Source organism: Campylobacter sp. W0014 (assembly GCF_020135975.1).
GTDB lineage: Bacteria > Campylobacterota > Campylobacteria > Campylobacterales > Campylobacteraceae > Campylobacter_D.
Genome location: NZ_JACHTR010000012.1, coordinates 1 through 20,649, shown reverse-complemented (window position 1 = coordinate 20,649; position 20,649 = coordinate 1). Strand labels below are relative to the sequence as shown.

Sequence of the window (20,649 nt, the reverse complement as noted above, 5' to 3'; positions counted from 1 at the left end):
TATGTTTCACGCAACTACGATTTTAGCCTATAAGGGTAAAAATAAATCCGTAATCGGAGGAGATGGGCAAGTTAGCTTTGGAAATACTATTTTAAAAGGCAATGCCGTTAAAATTAGAAAGCTTAATAATGGCAAAGTTTTGGCGGGTTTTGCAGGAAGCACAGCAGATGCTTTTAATCTTTTTGATATGTTTGAAAATTTATTACAAAGTTCTAAAGGCGATCTTTTAAAGGCGGCTATAGATTTTTCCAAAGAATGGAGAAAAGATAAATACTTAAGAAAGCTTGAAGCTATGATGCTGGTGCTTGACAGAAATCACATTTTTTTACTTTCAGGAACTGGTGATGTGGTAGAACCGGAAGATGGGGAGATCGCAGCGATTGGTAGTGGTGGAAATTATGCGCTTTCAGCTGCAAGGGCCTTAGTAAAACATGCTTCTTTAGATGAAGAAGAACTAGTAAAATCAAGCTTGCAAATTGCAGGAGAAATTTGCATTTATACTAATACAAATATAAAAACCTATGTAATAGAGGATGAAAAATGAACTTAACCCCAAAAGAAATAGTCAAATTTTTAGATGATTATGTTATCGGTCAAAAAAAAGCTAAAAAAATCATCTCTATAGCCTTAAGAAATCGTTACAGAAGAATGCAATTGAGTCCAGAACTTCAAGATGATATTATGCCAAAAAATATTTTAATGATAGGTTCAACTGGGGTTGGTAAAACAGAAATTGCAAGAAGACTTGCAAAAATGATGGGTTTTCCTTTTATAAAAATTGAAGCTAGCAAATACACTGAAGTGGGTTTTGTAGGGCGTGATGTAGAGAGTATGGTAAGAGATTTAGCCAATGCGGCTTTAAATTTAGTCAAGAATGAGCAAAAAGAAAAAAATAAAGATAAAATTGATGAATTTATCGAAAATAAAATTTTAGAAAAACTCTTACCGCCTTTACCAAAAGGCATCAGTGATGAAAAGCAAGAAGAGTATAAAAATAGTCTTGAAAAAATGAGAACCAAGCTTAGAAATGGGGATTTGGATGAAAGCAATATAGAAATAGAAATTTCTCAAAGCATGTTCGATACTAATCCTAACTTGCCACCTGAAATGGGAGCGATGCAAGATATTGTCAAGGTTATTGGCGTAGGCAGTAAAAAAGTCAAAAAAGAAATGAAAATCAAAGATGCTAAAAACGCTTTAAGAAACGAAGCTGGAGATAAAATTTTAGATCAAGAAAGCATAAAAAGTGAAGCTTTAAAAAGAGCGGAAAATGAAGGGATTATTTTTATAGATGAGATTGATAAAATAGCCGTTTCAAGTGGAAATTCAAACCGACAAGATCCAAGCAAAGAAGGAGTGCAAAGAGATTTATTGCCAATCGTTGAAGGATCTAGCGTTCAAACTAAAATCGGAACCTTAAAAACAGATCATATACTTTTTATCGCTGCGGGTGCTTTTCATTTGAGCAAGCCAAGTGATTTAATTCCAGAACTTCAGGGACGTTTTCCTTTAAGAGTTGAACTTGATAGCTTAGATGATAAAGCTCTTTATGAAATTTTAACCCGTCCTAAAAATTCACTTTTAAAACAATACACCGAACTTTTAAAAACAGAAAAATTAGAACTTGAATTTGATGATGAAGCTATAAAAGAAATTGCAAAAATAGCCTCTAAAGCAAATGAAGAAATGCAAGATATAGGCGCTAGACGTTTGCATACTGTAATAGAAAAACTTCTTGAAGACTTAAGTTTTGAGGCTGATGAATACGCGGGTAAAAAATTTATCGTTGATAAAAAAATGGTCGAAGAAAAACTTGGAGATATTATAGAAAATAAAGACTTAGCTAGGTATATTTTGTGAAAAGTGGCTTTGTTAGCATCATAGGAAGAACCAATGCCGGAAAAAGTGCTTTGGTTAACTCCTTGCTTGAAGAAAAAATCACTCTAGTTTCTCATAAACAAAATGCTACAAGACGAAAAATCAAAGCCATAGTAATGCATAAAAAAGATCAAATTATTTTTATTGACACTCCTGGATTACATCAAAGCAATGCAACCTTAAATCAAATGTTAATTGAAAGCACTATAAAAGCCATGGGAGATTGCGATTTGATTTTGTTTGTGGCAAGCGTATTTGATGGTTTGAAAAATTATGAAGAATTTTTAACACTAAAACCAAAAGTTCCTCATATTATCGTTTTAAACAAAGTTGATTTAACCGATAATGCCACTCTTTTAAAAAAACTTAACGATTATGCTAAATTTAGCGAGTATTTTAAGGCTATCATTCCTTATTCTTGCAAAAAAAAGACTTATAAAAAAACTTTACTTGATGAAATTGTAAAATATTTAGACGAACATGAATATTTTTATGATCCTGATTTTTTAACTCCAAGCAGTCAAAAAGAACTTTATAGAGATTTTATACTTGAAAGTATTTATGAAAATTTAAGTCAAGAATTGCCTTACTGCACCGAAGTAATGATCAATAAAATTAAAGAAAAAACAAATCTTATCGTTATCGAGGCTCAAATCATTACAGATACAAATTCTCACAAAGCCATGCTTATAGGAAAAAATGGATCAACACTCAATCGTATAGGTAAAGATGCTAGAATAAAAATTGCACAACTAGCTCAAAATAAAATTCTTTTAAAACTATATGTGGTAGTAAAAAAGAATTGGCAAAAAGATGAGGATTTTTTAAAAAAAATATTAAATTATGAAGAATAAAATTGAAATTGTAAGTTTTGAAAAACTCATTTATATCCAAAAAAATGGCAGATTTGAAGAAGATAGACTCTTTGAAGAAATAATCAAAGAATGCGATATAAAAAATCCTTTTGAATACCAAATAGCATTTTTAAAACAAGATGAAATTTATCATTGTTTTTTAAGCAGGGTTGAAAATTTACCCAAATGCCTCGCTTGTTTTCCCAAAGCTTTCATTTTTAAGCCTTTATTTAAAAATAATTTGATTGGAAAAAATAATTTTTGCTTTCTAGAGCTTTATTTAAATGAAGTATATTTATGTTTTTATGAACAAGATAAATTTAAAGCTTTTAAAAAATTCAAATATGAAAAAAATTTAGAATTATTTTTAGAAAAAACGCATATATTAGAACTTTTGCAATACTATGAAAGTGAAATTTTAATCAGTTTTGAAAATAATGATTTAATAAAAGAATTAAAAAATAAAACAATTGTTTGTAAAATTTTAGAACAAAATGAAAATAAACTCGCAAAATTAAGTATGCCAATCTTGGATAAAAATGCCAATTTTATTAAAACGAGCAGGAAAATTTTTCCTTATTATTTGAAACTAATTTTTTTATTTTTATTTAGTTTTATTGGAGCGAGTGGAATTTTAATTTTTACTAATTTTTTAAATTATCAAGAGAATAAAAACTTGCAAACTCAAAATAAAAATTCTCAAGATAAGCTTTATAAACTAGAAAAAGAAAAAAATAAAATCTTAGAAAAAAAACTAAAAGACCTAAATTTAACTCTTTACGATAAAAAAACACTTCTTGATCAAAATTTTAATCAACTCAATGAAATTGTAAAAAATTTTAAACCAAACAAAGATAGAACTTTGATTTTAAAAAATATCTTTATTTGGCTTAATCAAAACTCACTAGGAATTTCTAGCTTAAAACTAAAAGATTATAACATCGTTATACAATTTAACAATCGAGAAAATTATCTTCATGCTCTTAAAAATTTAAAAACTGAATTGAAGCTTATATCCAAAAACGATGCGCTTCATCAAATTATTTTAGAGTTAATCCATGGATAAAATAGAATTTTTTTTAGAAAATTTAAATCTAAGAGAAAAACTTCTCATTATTATAATTACAATATTATTCGCTATATTTTTAGCTTTTAAAATCGAACCTTTATTTATAAATTCTTTTTTTAATCATAATATTTTCATTCATAATATTGATATTAAAAAAGAACAAGCCGCTAATCAAAATTTAGAACAAAAAATACAAATATCAAATCAAAAACTACAACAAATTCAAAACAAAACACTCGTTTATGAGCAATACTTAAGTTTATTCCAAAAAAAATATGATCAATATTTAAAAAATATCAAAACACTAGCTCTAAATAATAAAATCGAAATAAAAAAAATCTCACAGACAAAAATTCAAAAAAACAATATCAATCACTATAAAATTTTTATTAAAACTTATGGAAATTTTAATGCTTTATTGTCTTTTATAAAAGATTTAGAAAACTCTAATTTTTATTATCAAATTAATATCATTGAAATGCAAAATTTAACAAGCTTAAAACTAGAATTAAATCTTGAAATATCAATAATATGTCTTAATAAGGAAATTGAATGAATTTATACCAACAAAAGATCGCACAACTTAGAGACTTAATGAAAAAAAATCATATAGATGTTTATTTGATTTTGAGTTCAGATCCTCATTTAAATGAATATCTTCCGGATTTTTATCAAAATAAAACTTTCATTAGCGGTTTTAAAGGATCAGCTGGAACCTTGATTTTTACCCATAAAAAAGCTTTTTTATGGACAGATGGAAGATATTGGCTTCAAGCTGAAAAAGAATTAAAAGGAAGCTCCATAGAGCTTCAAAAACAAAATCATACTAACACTTTTTTAAATTGGTTAAAGGAAAATCTTAAAAACAATGAAATTTTAGGCACTGATTTTTCTCTCTTGTCTTTAAATTTATTTGAAAATTTACAAACAAATTGCCAAGCAAGATTAAAACACATTGATTTAATTTCACCCTTATGGCAAGACCGTCCTAATTTACCAAAAAGCAAAATTTACGAGCATAAGATTAAATACTGTGGTTATTCTCGTCAAGAAAAAATCAAACAAATACGAGAAAAAATGCAAGATTTAAACGCTCAAAGTCATCTCATTTCTTCACTTGATGATATTGCTTGGATTACAAATTTAAGAGGAAACGATATAGAATACAATCCTGTATTTTTAAGTTATTTGTTTATTAGCCAAAAAACGATTTTGCTTTTTATCGATAAAAATAAAATTGATTTAAAGCTAGAAAAAAAACTCAATCAAGATGGAATTTACATTAAAAATTATTGTGAAATTTATCAAGAAATTCAAAAACTCCGCGATACAAACCTACTCATAGAGCCAACAAAAACAACAGCTTTATTGATTCAATATCTTCATAAAAGCGTAAAAATCATAAAAGAAATCAATCCTAGCACATATTTAAAATCAATCAAAACTCAAAAAGAAATCAAACATATAGAAAATGCTATGATAGAAGATGGAGTTGCTTTGTGTAGATTTTTTACTTGGCTAGAGGAAAATATCAAAAAAAATAAACACATAAGTGAACTTGATATTGATCTTAAGATAACAGAATTTAGAGCAAAAAGTCCTTATTATATTAGCAATAGCTTTGCAACTATAGCAGGTTTTAATGCTAATGGAGCTTGTGTTCATTACAAAGCAACGAAAAAGAATTTTTCTTATATTAAAGATAATGGACTTTTGCTCATAGATTCTGGTGCCCAATATGAAAATGGAACCACAGATATAACTCGTGCTGTTGCTATAGGTAAAGTTAGCAAAGAACAAATTTATGATTACACTCTTGTTTTAAAGGCACATATAGCCATATCAAGTACTATTTTTCCAAAAGATATTCCTATGCCTTTACTTGATGCGATCTCAAGGGCACCTTTATGGAAAAATCAGCTTGATTATATGCATGGAACTGGCCATGGGGTAGGCTATTTTTTAAATGTCCATGAAGGCCCTCAAACCCTATCTTATTTTGCCCCTGTCCTTGAAAAAACCAAAGTCAAAGAAGGAATGCTAACCTCTATAGAGCCAGGAATATATAAAAAAGATAAATGGGGCATTAGACTTGAAAATTTAGTTTTAAATACCAAAGTTAAAAATCCAAAAAATAAAGATTATGGAGAATTTTTATACTTTAAACCTTTAACTCTTTGTCCTTTTGAGTTAAAATGTATCAATAAAACTTTACTCAATAAAGATGAAAAATCATGGCTAAATGCTTATCATAAAAAAGTTTATAATAAACTTTCTATAAAGCTAAAAAACGAACCTAAAGTTTTAAAATGGCTAAAAAATAAAACAAAAATTATTGATTAGTTTTTTTAAAAGCTTAAAACTATTTAAAATATCCCAAACTTATCATTTTTTGATAAATTTTTGCAGTGATTTCCCCAGAGGTAGTATCCCTACCTCCATGTTCAAGTAGAACGGTTACAACATATTTTGGATTCGCATAAGGCGCATAAGAAGTAAGCCATGCGTGAGATCTTGTATAATATTGTAATTGTTTTTCGTCCACTCTGCTACGATCTGTTTGAGAAAATCCCACAACCTGTGCGGTTCCTGTTTTAGCAGCTACTTTCACTTTAAGATCATGCAAATAACGATAAGCTGTTCCACCTTGTTCGTTAGCCACAGCATACATCGCATCTCTTATATAGGGAAGTTGACTTTTTTCAAATAAGGTAAAAATTTCTTGATCGCGTTGAGTTTTATTTTCGATTTTGGTATTATTATTTTCTATACTTTGCAAAAAGTGAGGTAAAATCTGTTCACCTTTGGCAACTTGAGCCGTATATCTTGCAATTTGCATAGGGGTTGCTAAAAAATTTCCCTGACCTATGGCTGTATTTAAAGTATCACCCTGAAACCAATTTTGATTATATCTTTGCATTTTCCATTCCCTGCTTGGCAAAATCCCTACAAATTCATTAGGTAAATCAACGCCAGTTTTTGCACCAAAACCAATACGCGATAAGGTTTGACTAATTTGATTGATACCAACTTGCAAGCCTCCATCATAAAAATAAACATCACAGCTTGACTTAATAGCATGTTTTAAATCCATATTTCCATGCCCCGATCGATTCCAACAGCGAAACAATCTTCCTCCAAGCTCCACGCTACCCCCGCAAAAAAATTGAGTAGAAGGCGTGATATTTCCTGAATTTAAAAAAGCCAAAGCAACGCCCATTTTAACAACCGAACCAGGCGGATAATATCCATTGATTAGTTTATTTGTAAAAGGATGATCAAGATTATTAGAAAGTTCATCCCAATCTTTAAAAGAAATTCCTGTTACAAAGGGATTAAGATCATATTCTGGAAAACTTCCAGCCGCCAAAATAGATCCATCTCTAATATCCATAATAATTGCAGCACCGGCATTATTTTCAAAAAGATTGGTTAAAAAGTCTTGCAATTGTATATCAATAGTTAAATGTATATCATTTGAAAGCGGAGGAATATAAGAAATTTGGGCTACTTCTTGATTTAGAGCATTAACCTTATAAACTTTTTCCCCTTTAACTCCTTGTAAAATATCATTGTAATAGCGTTCTATACCGCTTTTTCCAATAAAATTTGTCAATTTAGAAATTTCATTTTCTTTTATATCTTGCAAATTAGCTTTTCCAACATAACCTATAATATGAGAGGCTAATTTTCCATAAGGATATTTTCTTTGCACCGCAGATTCTATTTTGATATTTTCATCCAAATTAAGCACTGAATAATGCTTCATCATCTCTTGTGCAGGTATAAAATCTACAATTTGTATATAATCTTGATTATAATATGAATCATTTTTCTTGTAAAATTGCAATAATTTTGTAACATTTAAATCCGGAAAAAAACCTTGTAATTTGTTTAATTCTTTTTCTAAAATGCTGATTTTATTTTTTTTAAGACTTAAATAAGGTTTCAAAGAAATACTATATCCTAAGTCATTAACTGCCAAAAGTGTACCATTTCGATCAAATATTTCTCCACGTTTGGGCGCTATCAATTGAGTTTTTATAGCATTTTGTTTCGCAAGTTCTTCATAATAGACATTGGATTTTATACTCAAATAATAAATACGGCTTAATAAAAAAATAAAAAATAAAAGTATAAAACCAACAACCAAACGCATACGCATTAAATTTTACCTCTAAAAAAGACATAAGCTAAAAAACATTCAATTGCTATAGATACTAAATATCCAAAATTTAATGTTTTAAAATGCTGATTATTCATATAAGAAAAAATAAAATCCAAAAGAAAAATGAAAAAATAAGCGCAAAGAACAAACGCAATAGGTATTAGTTTTTCCATTTTCAAACTTGTTTTAATCCAATCAGCACAAATATAATAAAAAAGAGCAAAAGCAATCCAAGATGAAAAAATAAAAAAGTCATAAGTAACATCTGTAAAAAATAAAAAAAATAAAGAAAAATACCACCTAAAATCAAGTTTATTAAAGGTTTTTTGACTTTGCTCTAAAAGATAAATCATATAACAAAAAAATAAACCATAAAGTAAAGGTGTATAGGTAAAAATAGAGCCTAAAATTTGATATATAATATAAAAAAAACCTAAAAATATATATCCACCGTTGATACTTACTCTATAGTTTTTTATCATTTATAAACCCAAAACCTGATTAATGATTTCATTTTCAAGCTTATCAAGCCCAAATTTATTTAAATTTGAAATTAAGATTGCATCTTTAAAATTGTTTTTAAGCTTGGCTTTTTCACTTTGATTTAATTTATCACATTTTGTAAAAACTTTTAAAACTTTTTGATCCGGCTTTAAAAAACCTTTTAAATAACCATCCAACTCTTTATCAATTTCTAAACCAATATGCCTCGAATCGATTAAATGTATAAATAACTTTATAGAAGTTCTTAATTTTAAAAATTCATCTAAATAAACATTCCATTCTTCTTTCAAATTTTTTGAAACCTTAGCATAGCCAAAACCAGGCAAATCCACAAAATGGATATTAAACTTATCCTCATCTTTTTGACATAAAACTTCAAAAAAATTTATCAACTGGGTTTTTCCAGGAGTTGAAGAACTTTTAGCAAGATTTTTTTGCTTACATAAAGAATTAATTAAAGAACTTTTGCCAACATTTGATCTTCCTAAAAAAGCAACTTCGCTGAAATTAGACGCAAAATTGATATCAAATTTTGCTAAGGAGGTGATAAAACGGGCATTAATAATCATTTTTGCTGTTTCAAATCAAACACAAAGCGCGCAGGTTTATTGTCTTTGCTTTGTATTTTATAAGTATTTTTTTTTCTATCTACAATGATTTTATTTCCACAAAGCTTTTGATGATTAATTGGTTCATTAATAAATGCATTTCCATCGATCTCATAAGTATCATCAATAACATTATAAATTAATTTATCCCCTTCTCCTTTATAAATCTTGCCTTTTAAATTAATTTTAAATTTTGGATTTTGCGTAGCCTCATAGCGTATAGGTTTGCGATTTTTATCGGTATAGATGATCAATTTTCCAGCGTTTAAAATATCTTCTCCCCTTTTAACTTCAACATCGCCACTAAGCACGCTTTCTCCCTTATTTTCATCAGAATAAAAATTTAAAGCTTTTACTTCGATTTTAGTTGCTAAAGATACACTCATACAAAAGAATAATAAAATTATTTTTCTTGCAAGCATGCATTTACCTCTTGAATTTGCAAAATTTTATTTTTCGTATCATATTGTAAACTTTTTCCATTAACAATATTTCCATTAATCAAACCCTTAAAACCTGTATCTGTACTTAAAATTTTGCTTTTTGGCTGATACTCCACTTCATTAGCAATAAATTTAACATTATTGGAGCCTAAATATGTAACATTACCTTCAAATTTTATCTTATCCATATTTTGACCCAAAAGCTCTAATTTGTTAGCGCTTAAATTAAAATCTAAATTATAATTTGTAAAATTATCAAATTCATCTCTATTAGCATATCTTACCCAAGAATTAGCCCTATAATAAGATTTAATTGCTGTTTGATTGATATCATAAGCTTTTAAATGACTTGCTTCAATATTTTTAAAATTTAAAGAATAAGATTTAATATCTAAAGAATAAGGATCTTGAAGCCATAAAATCACAAAAGTAATGACAAAAAGAGCAATAAGGATGCCAAAACTTTTTATAGCCAAATTTTATTCCAATCTTGCTGCATATTATTTTTTTTTACGATATATTCTATCATTTCTGCTACAGCAGCTTCTCCGCCTTTATTTTCCAAAATCACATCAACTTTTAAATCCTTATGAGCATCTTTTGGTTTAAAGCTTAAACCTACATTTTCAAGCAGATTTTTATCGTTAAAATAATCCCCTATAGCCGCACATTGAGAAAAATCAAGCTTTAATTTTTGCAAAATTTCTTTTGCACAAGTTAATTTATCTTTAACTCCTTGAAATAAAAGATCTATTTTTAGATCTTTAGATCTTTTATCTACGCAAGGACAATTTCTACCTGTAATGATGGCGATTTTTTTGCCAAGTTTTATCCAAGCTTCGATCGCTGCACCATCTTTAACATTAAATTCTTTGACAAAACCACCTTCTGAAGTGTAGATGATTTTTCCATCTGTTAAGCAACCATCCACATCTAAAAAAATTAATTCTATCATTTTATTCTCTTACTATGAAAGCTCCAGCAAATGCTCCACTTGCAGCAAAATCACGTGCTTCTTCTTCGCTTCTAAATCCAGTTAAAAAAACTCGATTTAAACCATCTACTGTGCTTGTGCGTATAGTCGAAGAATAAGTTCTATAAGTTTTATATCTTGAAGCTATAGTTCTTGCGCCTTCTGGATTTTTAAACGCACCAATTTGAACCATAAAATTTCCACCCTCATAAATTTGACCATTACCTGAAATTTCTCCACCGTTTCCATAATTTACATTAGAATGAACGATATTATTGCCAGAATTTGAAGAACCAAATCCTATAACTTCGAGTCTAACTGGTGCTGTTCCACTGTGTATCATATCGATTTGCTTTGCAGCCGCATTAGATAAATCAATAATACGATTATTTACAAAAGGACCACGATCATTCACACGAACGGTAACTTGGCGATTGTTATTTAAATTTGTAACCTTTAAAATGGTATTCATAGGCAAAGTCTTATGTGCTGCTGTGAATGCATTTTGATCGTAAATTTCACCATTTGAAGTTTTTTTACCATGAAATCCTGGCCCATACCAACTAGCAATACCATCAGCAGTTTCTCCAACAGATACCACGGTTGGATAATAAGTTTTTCCATTTATGGTGTAAGGCTTCATTGTGCCTTTACCGCCTGAAGAACTAGGATTGCTTTTAAAATCATTGCTCGGGTAATAAACCTGAGCACCACTGCTTGATTCTGAAAGAAAATTCCCTATTCCACAACCCGTAAAAATACTAATGACGGATAAAATTGGAATAATTTTTAGAGTCGCTTTGAGCTGTTTTAATGTTTGCATTTTTGTTCTCCTTTATTGGTATTATAATTTTTTGATTAATACTTAAACGATTTTTATAAATACGGTTTAATTCTTTAATGCTATCTATACTCACATGATGATTTTTTGCTATTTTATATAAAGAATCACCCGCTTTTACAGTATAAACTTTAGTCATAGGTATAGTTGTATCAACTTTTGCAAGTTTATTTTCTTTAAAATACTTGTCAAAAAAAGCCACTTTGTTTAAAGGAATATACATATAATATCCTTTTCCTGGTGGTGTAAAGTTATGTTTAAAATGAGGATTATATTTTTTAAAAGTAGCAAAACTTATATTTAAATTTTTAGCTATATCTTTTAAAGAAACCGAAGATGGAGTATCTACTTTAATAAAATCATTACTTAAAGCATAGTTTACCAAAGAAGCATCTTTTGATAATAAAAAATCCTTATCATTTGCTAAAAACGAAAGGGTTAAAATTTTGCGCAAAAAATTACGAGTTTCTAAAGAAAGATATCTCTTATTTGAATCAAGCAAAACATTTAAATCATCACTTCCTGCTTCTTTTATAGCTTGATGCAATTTTCCATTGCCGCAATTATAAGCTAAAATGGCCAAATACCACTTACCAAACTCTGCTTTCATTCTCTTTAAATAATCAATGGCCGCATAAGTTGATTTTACAGGATCTCTTCTTTCATCAACATAAGCATCCACTCTAAGCCCCAAATTCTTAGCTGTGGGCTTCATAAATTGCCAAATTCCAACAGCTTTAGCATTAGAAACACTATTAACCTTTAAGCCAGATTCAACCATGGCTAAATATAAAATTTCTTCAGGAACTTCTTGTTCAGATAGTATTTTCCTTATCATAGGAGTTATTTTTGAAAAATTTTGCATTCCATCAATTAAAGTTTTAGTATGTTTTGATTTTATATCCTGTTGACTTTGAACAAAAACCAAGTTGCTGATAAAATTTGATTCTATATCCAAATCTCTTAAAATTTTTATTTGTCTTTCATAAAATTCTGGAGTATTAATTTGCGCAAAAAGAAAATTAAAAAAGAACAATAGTAATAATATTTTTCTCATAAACTACCTTGAAAAAATAATTTTTTAGAATTGTCTAAACAAATTGCCAAAAGCTCTTCTCTTGATAAATTTAAAATCTCACTCATTTTATTAGCCACTAATTGAGTTAACAAAGGTTCATTTCTTTTCCCTCGATAAGGCTCTGGGGTTAAATAAGGAGCATCGGTTTCAATGAGTAATTTATCTTTTGGAATTTTAGGCAAAATTTCCACTAATTTTTTAGCATTTTTAAACGTTAAAATTCCACCTATTCCAAAATAAAAACCCTCATCGCTAAGACGAAGTAAATGTTCACTTGCATTAAAGCAATGCAAAACTCCACCGACAAGATCTTTAGAATATTGATGTAAAATTTCATAGGTGTCATTATTAGCTTCTCTTGTATGGATAATCACAGGTTTTTTAAACTCTTTTGCTAATTCAAGCTGAATTTTAAAACAATGTTTTTGAAGATTTTTTTGGTATTCTATTTCTTTTAAATCATCGCTTTGAAAACGAAAATAATCCAATCCGCACTCGCCCACTGCCACGCATTTTTCTTGTTTTAAATATTGTCTTAAAATATTTTCATCAAAATTATCAATTTCATATGGATGCACTCCGGCTGCAAAATATACCCTATCATATTTTTGTGCCAATTCTGCAGCATAAGGAAGATCTTTAATATGCGCACCAGGTATGATTATTTTTTCAATTCCATTGTTAAAAGAATGTTTTAAAAGCGCATCCAAATCTTCTTTAAAAACATCACTATCAATATGACAATGAGTATCGATAATTTTTAAGTTATCTTTAAATTCAAGTTCTAAGAACATACTTCCACTCGATCTTTCCCATTAGTTTTGGCTAGTTCAAGCGCCTTAGATGCTTCTTTAACTAAGTGATCAAATTTATCCTTGCTCTTGCCAAAAACTACTCCAATAGAAGCAGTGAAAAACACTTCATCTAAATTAATCAAAATTCCCACTTTTTTAATATTAACACGGATGCAAGATAAAATTTTCACAGCTTTTTCATGAGAAATATTTTTTAATAAGATACAAAATTTTTCAGGGGTGTATCTTCCCACTATATCCCTACCCTTAACTTCATTTACAATTTCATTCGCGCAAATTTTAATCACCTTATTGCCTGCCTCAAAACCGTAATTTTCATTTAAAGACTTTAAATTATCAATATTTAAAAAAGCCAAAGCAAAATCTTCTTCTTTAGTCATAATCTCATTAAAATACGTTTCAATATCATCCATTAAAGCTTCATAATTTTTTACGCCAGAAACAGGATCAAGCTTATTGTAGGTATTTAAAAATTCCATATTTTCCATATAAGCCAAACATCGATCCAAGCGAGAATTAAAACTATCTCTTTTAATCGGCTTTATTAAATATTCATTAGCACCATTTTTAAACAAATCAGCTTCTAAGGTATCATTTTTATCGCCTAAAAGAATTACCCCCAATTCTTCTTCGCTAAAACGAGTTCTAACTTCATTTAAAAGTTCACTCCCACTAATAACTGGCATATTAACATCTGCGATAATAAGACGTACATCTTCATTATCATTTAAATAACTCATAGCCTCTTCTCCATGAGCAGCAGCTAAAACATTAAAATGTCTTTGAGTTAAAATCTTTTTAATTTCATTACGTTCAGGAAGTTTGCTTAAAGCTAAAATGATTTTAGTTCCAAAGTGATGTTCTAAATTAGATATAGAATTTATAATATCATCGATACAAGTACTGCTTTCTTTAAAAATATAACCCATTATGTCTTTTTTTAAAAAGTCATCTCTCACTTCTTTATCATTATTAGCGGTTAAAACAATCACAGGTAGTTTTTTTTCTAAAAGAAACTCTACTATCTCTCCATTTGGAGCATCTGGTAAATATAATTCAGCAAAAACTAAAAAATATTTATTAGAGGATAATTCTTTTGCCTCCGTATAACTAAAAACGATATCAACTTCATAATTTAAAGTTGATTGGATTTTTTTAGCCAAAAGCTTTCCAAGCATTTTATTATGATCGACAATTAAAATTTTTTTATCCATAATTTTAACACACCTTAAAAATTAAAGCTAAATTTTAATGTAAGAATAAAATTATAGCACGCTTAAATAAAAAATCTGCTTAAGATTTAAATAAAGTTTTAGCAAATTCCAAAGCCTCATCATTAATCTTTTCTCCGCTTACCATTCTAGCAAGTTCTTTAATTCTCTCATCTTGATTTAATTTCTTAACAAAACTTTCATCACCTTTTTTTTCAACTAAAAAATGATTATGCGCTTTAGAAGAAAGTTGTGGTAAATGCGAAATAGCAAAAATTTGATAAAAATTTGAAAGCTCATTTAACACTTTAGCAATACTCATCGCTTCTTTGCCGCTTAAATTAGCATCAATTTCGTCTAAAAACAATATCCCATTACCTTGACCTAAAATTTTACATTCCGTTGCTATAAATGCAAGTCTTAAGCGATTGAGCTCCCCTGAACTTAAATTTTTCAAATTAGCTAAATTAATATTTAAACTAATCTCATCTTTACCCATGGAAGATATCATTTTACTTTCATCTAAATTCAAAACAGCATCTTTCATATAAAGATTTTTTAGATATCCATTTAAGCAATTTTGCAATTTTTCTAGATTATTCTTTCTCGTTTGGGTTAGAATTTTTGCACTTTTTTCTATTTTGTCTTTTGCCTTTTCAAATTTTTTCTCAAGCTCTTTTTTTTCAAAACTTAGATTTTCATAATGCTCGAGTTCTTTTTTCTTTTGTTCTAAAATTTCTAGTGCATTTTCAATACTCTCATAACGTTTAATTAAAAAGGATAAATTTTCTATCCTATCAAGTATTTTTTCAATATCAAAATCCAAATCTTCTAATTTTTGACTTTCTGAAATCAAACGTAATTCATTTAAACATTCACTAAAAAAAGTTGGATCCTTATCACTTAAATTTAAAGCATCGATTACAACTTTTTCTAAATCAAAAATTACACTAGCTTTTTGCCACGCTTCATCCAATTTATCCTTTTTAGAAAGCTTTTTTTTAAGCTCTAATAATTCTTCATATTCCCCTATTTTTGGATTAATGCTTTGAATTTTTTCAATTTGAATACTTGCTACTTCTTTTAATTCTTCGATTTTTCTTTCTTCATCTAAAATTTGATTTAATTCTTCGGAAAATCGAGTGTAATGATTAAAATCTTCTCTAAATTCATTTAAAAAATTTTCAAATTGAGGATTATTTTGTATTTCTAGAGCATCTAGAATTCTCAAAAATTTTTCATTGCTAAATTCGTTATTTTCCCTAGCGCTAAGATGCTTAATAAAACTTTTACTTAAATTTTGCAAACTTTTTTTAGCAATGCTTTGGTTATTAATAAAATATTTTGTATTTTTTTCTTTTAAAAGTTTAAAAACATTTTCTTCTTCGCTTTCTATTCCATATTCTTCCAAATTTAATTCATCATCGAGTTCTAGTTCTACAAGTTTAGCCTCACTATCGCTTAGAGCAAAAGCGGATAAAATACCCTTAAATAGTACAGATTTTCCAGCTCCGCTAAGCCCAGTAAAAACAGTAAGTCCTTGTGAAATTTCAAGCTTTGCTTCTTTAAAACCCAAATTTTCTTTTATCAAAATTCTATTGATCATTAACTTCCCCAATTTAGTTTTTCTTTTAAAATTTGAAAATAATCTCGATTTTTTGGACGAATCAAAGTGATACTTTTATGACTTAAACCCACTTTAATGCTTTTAAAATCATCCATTTTATAATTTTCTTGTCCATCTATAGAAAACATGCATCCTTTCGCCCTAATTTCCAATTCAAATCCTTTAGGCAATACAATAGGCCTTTGTGTCAAGGAATGAGAACAAATTGGAGTCAGGATAAAAGCTTGAGCTAAAGTATAAACTATAGGACCATTGGCACTTAAATTATAAGCAGTTGATCCAGCAGGTGTAGCAACAATCAATCCATCTCCAAAATATTCATTAAATTTTTTATCTTGATAATAAACTTCAATATGTGCCATAGAGGCTTGATCTTCTCTTTTTATGATAATGTCATTAAAGGCGTAATTTTTTATTTTTTGACCATTTTTTTGTTTTAAACTAACGTTAAGAAAAAAAGGATTTTCCGTTTTAAAATCACCTCGAAAAAAAGATTGAAAAAATTCCTCAGCATAATCAATTTTAAAATCCGTTAAAAAACCTAAATGTCCTGCATGAATCCCCAAAACAGCTTTATGATATTCCCAAGCTTTACGGCATACGGAAATCAAAGTTCCATCACCACCCAAAGAAATAATAAAATCAGAAATTTTAAACAATTCATCGATATCATAATGTGATAAATTCGGATTTTTAGAGTTTTTAAAAAACAAAAGTTCAACATTATACTTCTTTAAAATATTTTCTAAAATACGTATTTCATTGTCAAGATCCGAATTAAAACGAACAATGAGCCCTACTCTCTTAATATTTTTATAATCTATTTTGTTTTGCATGAAAAAATTATAACAAAACTTAGCTAAGCAAAAGAATAAAAATACTATAATTTTAAAATAATTATTTTAATTTCAAGGAAAAAAATTGCGTAGTCATTACAATACAGACTTGGGAATTTCCAATGTTGGAGAAACGGTTAAACTCTGTGGGTGGGTCAATAGCTACCGCGATCACGGAGGAGTCATTTTTATAGACTTAAGAGATCGTAGTGGCATCATACAACTTGTTTGTGATCCAAATGATAGCAAAGAATCTCACGAAATCGCTTCACGTGCTAGAAATGAATTTGTGCTTATTGCTGAAGGCAAAATTCGCCCTCGTGGAGAAGGACTTGTTAATACTAAATTAAAAACCGGTGAAATCGAAGTTGTTATTAGCAAGCTCATTATAGAAAATGAAAGCGCGGTTCCTCCTTTTGCAATCGCCGATGAAAGCGTTAATGAAGAATTAAGATTAAAATACAGATTTTTAGATTTAAGAAATCCTAAACTTTATGAAAATTTTTCTTTACGATCTAAAGCTTGTATAGCGGCTAGAAATTCTTTAGCTAATATGGGATTTTTAGAAGTTGAAACCCCTATTTTAACTAAAGCTACACCTGAAGGAGCGAGAGATTATCTTGTCCCTTCTCGCGTCCATCAAGGTGAATTTTATGCCTTGCCTCAAAGTCCGCAATTATTTAAACAACTTTTAATGTGTAGTGGTTTTGATCGTTATTTTCAAATCGCAAAGTGCTTTAGGGATGAAGATTTAAGAGCGGATCGACAGCCTGAATTTACCCAAATTGACATTGAAATGAGTTTTTGCGAACAAAAAGACGTTATGATGGTTGCTGAAACCTTTTTGAAAGACATTTTTAAGGCTTGTGGAAAAGAAATTAAGACCCCTTTTAAAGTCATGCAATATAAAGAAGCTATGGAGCTTTATGGGAGTGACAAACCTGATTTGAGATTTGATCTTAAATTTATAGATGTAATCGATATCTTTGCTAAATCTAACAATGAAATTTTCTCAAATATCGCTAAAGATACAAAGAAAAACCGTATCAAAGCTATACGCGTTCCGCAAGGAGATACTATCTTTTCAAAAAGACAAATGCAAAGATTTGAAGATTTTGTTCGCAAATTTGGAGCACAAGGCTTAGCCTTTATACAAGTTAAAGAAGATGGTCTTAAAGGTCCACTTTGTAAATTTTTTGATGAAGCTGATTTACAAGAACTTAGTAAACGCTGCAATTTAGAAGTTGGAGATGTTGTCTTTTTTGGAGCTGGAGTTAAAAAAACTGTTCTTGATTATATGGGAAGATTTAGAATTTTCCTTGCAGAAGAATTAAAATTAATCGATCCTGATGTATTAGAATTTTTATGGGTTGTTGATTTTCCTATGTTTGAACAAAACGATGATGGAACTTATTCGGCTATGCATCATCCTTTTACTATGCCAAAAAATATTGATGAAGAAGATATTGAAGAGATTTATTCTATTGCCTATGATGTGGTTTTAAATGGAGTAGAATTAGGCGGAGGAAGTATTAGAATTCATAAAAACGATATCCAGCAAAAAGTTTTCAAAAAATTAAATATCAATGAAGATGAACAAAAAAATAAATTTGGATTTTTACTCGATGCTTTAAGTTTTGGAGCTCCACCTCATGGCGGTATCGCTATAGGCTTAGATAGACTTATCATGCTAGTTACTGGATCAAAAAGCATAAGAGAGGTTATTGCTTTTCCAAAAACACAAAGGGCGCAATGTCTTATGACAGACGCACCATCAGAGCCAAATAAAGAAGCTTTAAGAGAATTAGGAATCAAATTAAGGGAGAATATAAAATGAAAGAATTATTTTTAATCATAGGGGCACCTGGAAGTGGAAAAACTACGGATGCTAGTCTTATAGCCCAATCAGATATTAATATCACCCATTATTCAACAGGTGATTTATTAAGAGAAGAAGTTGCTAGCGGAAGCGAACTTGGAAAAACAATTGATAGCTTTATCTCTAAAGGAAATTTAGTTCCTTTAGATGTGGTTGTAAATACTATAGTTTCAGCACTTAAAAACGCTCCAACAAAAACAATTATTATCGATGGTTATCCAAGAAGCGTTGAGCAAATGACCGAATTTGATAAAGTTTTAAGCTCCCAAAACGAAATAGAACTTAAAGGCGTGATCGAGGTACGCGTAAGCGAGCAAGTAGCCAAAGATAGAGTTTTAGGCAGAAATCGCGGAGCTGATGACAATGAAGAAGTGTTTTATAATAGAATGAAAGTTTATACCGAGCCTTTAGAAGAAATTCAAAAATTTTATCAAGATAAAAAACTTCATTTTATTATCGATGGAGAACGCACAATAGAACCTATTGTTGCAGATATGAAAGAATTAATTAAAAAAATTCAAAGCATTTAAAGGAGAATAAATATGGACTTAAGCAAAATCACAATTGGAGACATCCCAAATAAAATCAACGCCATGATCGAAATTCCTTATGGATCAAATATCAAATATGAAATCGATAAAGACAGTGGCGCTATTATGGTTGATCGCGTGATGGCAAGCGCGATGTTTTATCCTGCAAATTATGGTTTTATCGCAAATACTCTAGCTGATGATGGCGATCCTGTTGATATTTTGGTTTTAAATGAATATCCTATTCAAGCTGGAGCTGTTATTCCTTGCCGCTTAATTGGTGTTTTAATCATGGAAGACGAAAGTGGAATGGATGAAAAACTTTTAGCTGTTCCAAGCTCAAAAATTGACGCAAGATATGATAATATCAAATCTTATACTGATTTACCTCAAGCAACCTTAAATAAAATTAAAAATTTCTTTGAAACCTACAAAATTCTTGAACCAAATAAATGGGTAAAAGTGCAAGATTTCAAAGATACAGATACTGCAATTGAAATTCTAGAAAAAGCGATCAAAAATTACAAATAAATTATTAGCCTTTTTTAGGCTAATATCAAGGAAAATATGAAAAGTATTATTTTGGGTGGTGGATGCTTTTGGTGCGTACAAGCTGTATTTGAAAACATTAAAGGAATTGTATATAGTGAAGTTGGATATACAGGAGGGGCTGAAAATCCAACCTATGAAAGCGTATGCTCTGGCGATGGTAATATTGAAGTTGTTAAATTAAGCTACAACGATGTAGAAATTTCTCTTATAGAAATTTTAAACATCTTCTTTAAAATTCATGATCCTACTTCCATAGATAAACAAGGTGCTGATATAGGAATTCAGTATCGATCTGCAATTTTTTACGAAAATGAAAATGATGAAATTCTAATTAAAAACTTTATTGAAAAGATAAAAAACAACTACTCTTTGCCTATAGTAACTCAAATCTACAAATTAAACAAATATTATCCTGCAGAATCCTATCATCAAAACTATTTCGCAAAAAATCCAAATCAAAGTTATTGCCAATTTGTTATTGCTCCAAAATTACAACTTATAAGAGATAAATTATCCAATTAAGATCTTAAAAAAATACATTTTATTCACAAAGTTTTCACAATGTGATTTTCTTATGAAAAGCCTATGAAATAGTGCTTTGAGTTTAAAAAAATAAAAAAAAATATTTATTGTTTTTTAAGTTTTTTTATGAATTTAAAATTATATGTGAAAAAGTTTACTTTAAAATCATAGTTAAAACAAATTTGGAACACTTCTTGCTTATATTTAATTAAGATATTTTTAGATTTGAAGGCAGAACAATTCTAAAATCAAAGGAATAAA

22 protein-coding genes are annotated in these 20,649 nt (G+C 29.0%); 10 read left to right on the top strand and 12 right to left on the bottom strand.

The features are described 5' to 3' along the window. The first annotated feature begins 1 nt into the window (after window position 1). Genes hslV through H2277_RS05205 form a run of 6 tightly spaced genes read left to right on the top strand, consistent with a single transcriptional unit; the run spans window position 2 to window position 6,144 of the window. On the top strand, window positions 2-544 hold the full coding sequence (gene hslV, locus H2277_RS05230) for an ATP-dependent protease subunit HslV (RefSeq protein ID WP_337201300.1): 543 nt from the start codon (window positions 2-4) through the stop codon (window positions 542-544). Then, a complete protein-coding gene (hslU, locus tag H2277_RS05225) occupies window positions 541-1,860 on the top strand; it encodes an ATP-dependent protease ATPase subunit HslU (RefSeq protein WP_337201299.1) in 1,320 nt (439 codons plus the stop codon). Before hslV ends, hslU begins: the two co-directional genes overlap by 4 nt. Beyond that, on the top strand, window positions 1,857-2,732 hold the full coding sequence (era, locus tag H2277_RS05220; RefSeq protein WP_337201298.1) for a GTPase Era: 876 nt from the start codon (window positions 1,857-1,859) through the stop codon (window positions 2,730-2,732). The genes hslU and era overlap by 4 nt, the downstream gene beginning before the upstream one ends. Then, entirely contained in the window at window positions 2,722-3,798 is a 1,077-nt protein-coding gene (locus H2277_RS05215) for a hypothetical protein (RefSeq protein WP_337201297.1), read from the top strand. The genes era and H2277_RS05215 overlap by 11 nt, the downstream gene beginning before the upstream one ends. Next, the gene (locus H2277_RS05210) at window positions 3,791-4,357 is read left to right on the top strand and encodes a hypothetical protein (protein ID WP_337201296.1); all 567 of its coding nucleotides are present in this window, start codon (window positions 3,791-3,793) and stop codon (window positions 4,355-4,357) included. Before H2277_RS05215 ends, H2277_RS05210 begins: the two co-directional genes overlap by 8 nt. Then, the gene (locus H2277_RS05205) at window positions 4,354-6,144 is read left to right on the top strand and encodes an aminopeptidase P family protein (RefSeq protein ID WP_337201295.1); all 1,791 of its coding nucleotides are present in this window, start codon (window positions 4,354-4,356) and stop codon (window positions 6,142-6,144) included. Before H2277_RS05210 ends, H2277_RS05205 begins: the two co-directional genes overlap by 4 nt. 19 nt (window positions 6,145-6,163) lie before the next feature. Here H2277_RS05205 and mrdA read toward each other — a convergent pair whose 3' ends face one another. The 12 genes from mrdA to H2277_RS05145 all read right to left on the bottom strand — a co-directional run bounded on the left by mrdA (window position 6,164) and on the right by H2277_RS05145 (window position 16,905). Continuing rightward, a complete protein-coding gene (gene mrdA, locus H2277_RS05200) occupies window positions 6,164-7,966 on the bottom strand; it encodes a penicillin-binding protein 2 (RefSeq protein WP_337201294.1) in 1,803 nt (600 codons plus the stop codon). Continuing rightward, complete coding sequence (locus tag H2277_RS05195; RefSeq protein ID WP_337201293.1) at window positions 7,966-8,451, bottom strand: hypothetical protein; 486 nt, start codon at window positions 8,449-8,451, stop codon at window positions 7,966-7,968. Before H2277_RS05195 ends, mrdA begins: the two co-directional genes overlap by 1 nt. Next, complete coding sequence (yihA, locus tag H2277_RS05190) at window positions 8,452-9,042, bottom strand: ribosome biogenesis GTP-binding protein YihA/YsxC (RefSeq protein ID WP_337201292.1); 591 nt, start codon at window positions 9,040-9,042, stop codon at window positions 8,452-8,454. Beyond that, window positions 9,039-9,503 (bottom strand): LptA/OstA family protein, encoded by a 465-nt coding sequence (locus tag H2277_RS05185; protein ID WP_337201291.1) that lies wholly within the window; start codon window positions 9,501-9,503, stop codon window positions 9,039-9,041. Before H2277_RS05185 ends, yihA begins: the two co-directional genes overlap by 4 nt. Then, window positions 9,485-10,000 (bottom strand): hypothetical protein, encoded by a 516-nt coding sequence (locus tag H2277_RS05180; protein ID WP_337201290.1) that lies wholly within the window; start codon window positions 9,998-10,000, stop codon window positions 9,485-9,487. Before H2277_RS05180 ends, H2277_RS05185 begins: the two co-directional genes overlap by 19 nt. Next, entirely contained in the window at window positions 9,991-10,479 is a 489-nt protein-coding gene (locus tag H2277_RS05175; protein ID WP_337201289.1) for an HAD-IIIA family hydrolase, read from the bottom strand. The genes H2277_RS05180 and H2277_RS05175 overlap by 10 nt, the downstream gene beginning before the upstream one ends. 1 nt (window position 10,480) lies before the next feature. After that, window positions 10,481-11,320, bottom strand: a complete 840-nt coding sequence (locus tag H2277_RS05170) for a septal ring lytic transglycosylase RlpA family protein (protein WP_337201288.1) — start codon at window positions 11,318-11,320, stop codon at window positions 10,481-10,483. Further along, the gene (locus tag H2277_RS05165) at window positions 11,259-12,395 is read right to left on the bottom strand and encodes a transglycosylase SLT domain-containing protein (RefSeq protein ID WP_337201287.1); all 1,137 of its coding nucleotides are present in this window, start codon (window positions 12,393-12,395) and stop codon (window positions 11,259-11,261) included. The genes H2277_RS05170 and H2277_RS05165 overlap by 62 nt, the downstream gene beginning before the upstream one ends. Beyond that, window positions 12,392-13,210, bottom strand: a complete 819-nt coding sequence (locus H2277_RS05160) for a TatD family hydrolase (protein ID WP_337201286.1) — start codon at window positions 13,208-13,210, stop codon at window positions 12,392-12,394. The genes H2277_RS05165 and H2277_RS05160 overlap by 4 nt, the downstream gene beginning before the upstream one ends. Next, window positions 13,201-14,445: a diguanylate cyclase domain-containing protein gene (locus H2277_RS05155; protein WP_337201285.1), complete on the bottom strand. Its 1,245-nt coding sequence runs from the start codon at window positions 14,443-14,445 to the stop codon at window positions 13,201-13,203. The genes H2277_RS05160 and H2277_RS05155 overlap by 10 nt, the downstream gene beginning before the upstream one ends. 79 nt (window positions 14,446-14,524) lie before the next feature. Then, window positions 14,525-16,048 (bottom strand): AAA family ATPase, encoded by a 1,524-nt coding sequence (locus H2277_RS05150; RefSeq protein ID WP_337201284.1) that lies wholly within the window; start codon window positions 16,046-16,048, stop codon window positions 14,525-14,527. Further along, window positions 16,048-16,905: an NAD(+) kinase gene (locus H2277_RS05145; protein ID WP_337201283.1), complete on the bottom strand. Its 858-nt coding sequence runs from the start codon at window positions 16,903-16,905 to the stop codon at window positions 16,048-16,050. The genes H2277_RS05150 and H2277_RS05145 overlap by 1 nt, the downstream gene beginning before the upstream one ends. 85 nt (window positions 16,906-16,990) lie before the next feature. Between H2277_RS05145 and aspS the strand changes: the two genes are divergently transcribed. From aspS to msrA, 4 genes are read left to right on the top strand one after another with little or no spacing between them, the layout of a single operon-like run. After that, window positions 16,991-18,742: an aspartate--tRNA ligase gene (aspS, locus tag H2277_RS05140; protein WP_337201282.1), complete on the top strand. Its 1,752-nt coding sequence runs from the start codon at window positions 16,991-16,993 to the stop codon at window positions 18,740-18,742. After that, complete coding sequence (locus tag H2277_RS05135; protein ID WP_337201281.1) at window positions 18,739-19,314, top strand: adenylate kinase; 576 nt, start codon at window positions 18,739-18,741, stop codon at window positions 19,312-19,314. Before aspS ends, H2277_RS05135 begins: the two co-directional genes overlap by 4 nt. 12 nt (window positions 19,315-19,326) lie before the next feature. Then, on the top strand, window positions 19,327-19,845 hold the full coding sequence (ppa, locus tag H2277_RS05130) for an inorganic diphosphatase (protein ID WP_337201280.1): 519 nt from the start codon (window positions 19,327-19,329) through the stop codon (window positions 19,843-19,845). A 36-nt stretch (window positions 19,846-19,881) separates the two neighbouring features. After that, a complete protein-coding gene (msrA, locus tag H2277_RS05125; protein ID WP_337201279.1) occupies window positions 19,882-20,388 on the top strand; it encodes a peptide-methionine (S)-S-oxide reductase MsrA in 507 nt (168 codons plus the stop codon). The last annotated feature ends 261 nt before the right edge of the window (window positions 20,389-20,649 follow it).

Excerpts from the sequence above, each read along its gene's own strand:
- H2277_RS05195 (WP_337201293.1), bottom strand. The coding sequence starts at position 8,451 with ATGATAAAAAACTATAGAGTAAGTATCAACGGTGGATATATATTTTTA.
- mrdA (WP_337201294.1), bottom strand. The coding sequence starts at position 7,966 with ATGCGTATGCGTTTGGTTGTTGGTTTTATACTTTTATTTTTTATTTTT.
- H2277_RS05145 (WP_337201283.1), bottom strand. The coding sequence starts at position 16,905 with ATGCAAAACAAAATAGATTATAAAAATATTAAGAGAGTAGGGCTCATT.
- H2277_RS05185 (WP_337201291.1), bottom strand. The coding sequence starts at position 9,503 with ATGCTTGCAAGAAAAATAATTTTATTATTCTTTTGTATGAGTGTATCT.
- hslU (WP_337201299.1), top strand. The coding sequence starts at position 541 with ATGAACTTAACCCCAAAAGAAATAGTCAAATTTTTAGATGATTATGTT.
- H2277_RS05165 (WP_337201287.1), bottom strand. The coding sequence starts at position 12,395 with ATGAGAAAAATATTATTACTATTGTTCTTTTTTAATTTTCTTTTTGCG.
- H2277_RS05150 (WP_337201284.1), bottom strand. The coding sequence starts at position 16,048 with ATGATCAATAGAATTTTGATAAAAGAAAATTTGGGTTTTAAAGAAGCA.
- ppa (WP_337201280.1), top strand. The coding sequence starts at position 19,327 with ATGGACTTAAGCAAAATCACAATTGGAGACATCCCAAATAAAATCAAC.
- H2277_RS05170 (WP_337201288.1), bottom strand. The coding sequence starts at position 11,320 with ATGCAAACATTAAAACAGCTCAAAGCGACTCTAAAAATTATTCCAATT.
- H2277_RS05160 (WP_337201286.1), bottom strand. The coding sequence starts at position 13,210 with ATGTTCTTAGAACTTGAATTTAAAGATAACTTAAAAATTATCGATACT.
- H2277_RS05175 (WP_337201289.1), bottom strand. The coding sequence starts at position 10,479 with ATGATAGAATTAATTTTTTTAGATGTGGATGGTTGCTTAACAGATGGA.
- H2277_RS05215 (WP_337201297.1), top strand. The coding sequence starts at position 2,722 with ATGAAGAATAAAATTGAAATTGTAAGTTTTGAAAAACTCATTTATATC.
- H2277_RS05210 (WP_337201296.1), top strand. The coding sequence starts at position 3,791 with ATGGATAAAATAGAATTTTTTTTAGAAAATTTAAATCTAAGAGAAAAA.
- H2277_RS05205 (WP_337201295.1), top strand. The coding sequence starts at position 4,354 with ATGAATTTATACCAACAAAAGATCGCACAACTTAGAGACTTAATGAAA.
- msrA (WP_337201279.1), top strand. The coding sequence starts at position 19,882 with ATGAAAAGTATTATTTTGGGTGGTGGATGCTTTTGGTGCGTACAAGCT.
- H2277_RS05155 (WP_337201285.1), bottom strand. The coding sequence starts at position 14,445 with ATGGATAAAAAAATTTTAATTGTCGATCATAATAAAATGCTTGGAAAG.
- yihA (WP_337201292.1), bottom strand. The coding sequence starts at position 9,042 with ATGATTATTAATGCCCGTTTTATCACCTCCTTAGCAAAATTTGATATC.
- hslV (WP_337201300.1), top strand. The coding sequence starts at position 2 with ATGTTTCACGCAACTACGATTTTAGCCTATAAGGGTAAAAATAAATCC.
- H2277_RS05135 (WP_337201281.1), top strand. The coding sequence starts at position 18,739 with ATGAAAGAATTATTTTTAATCATAGGGGCACCTGGAAGTGGAAAAACT.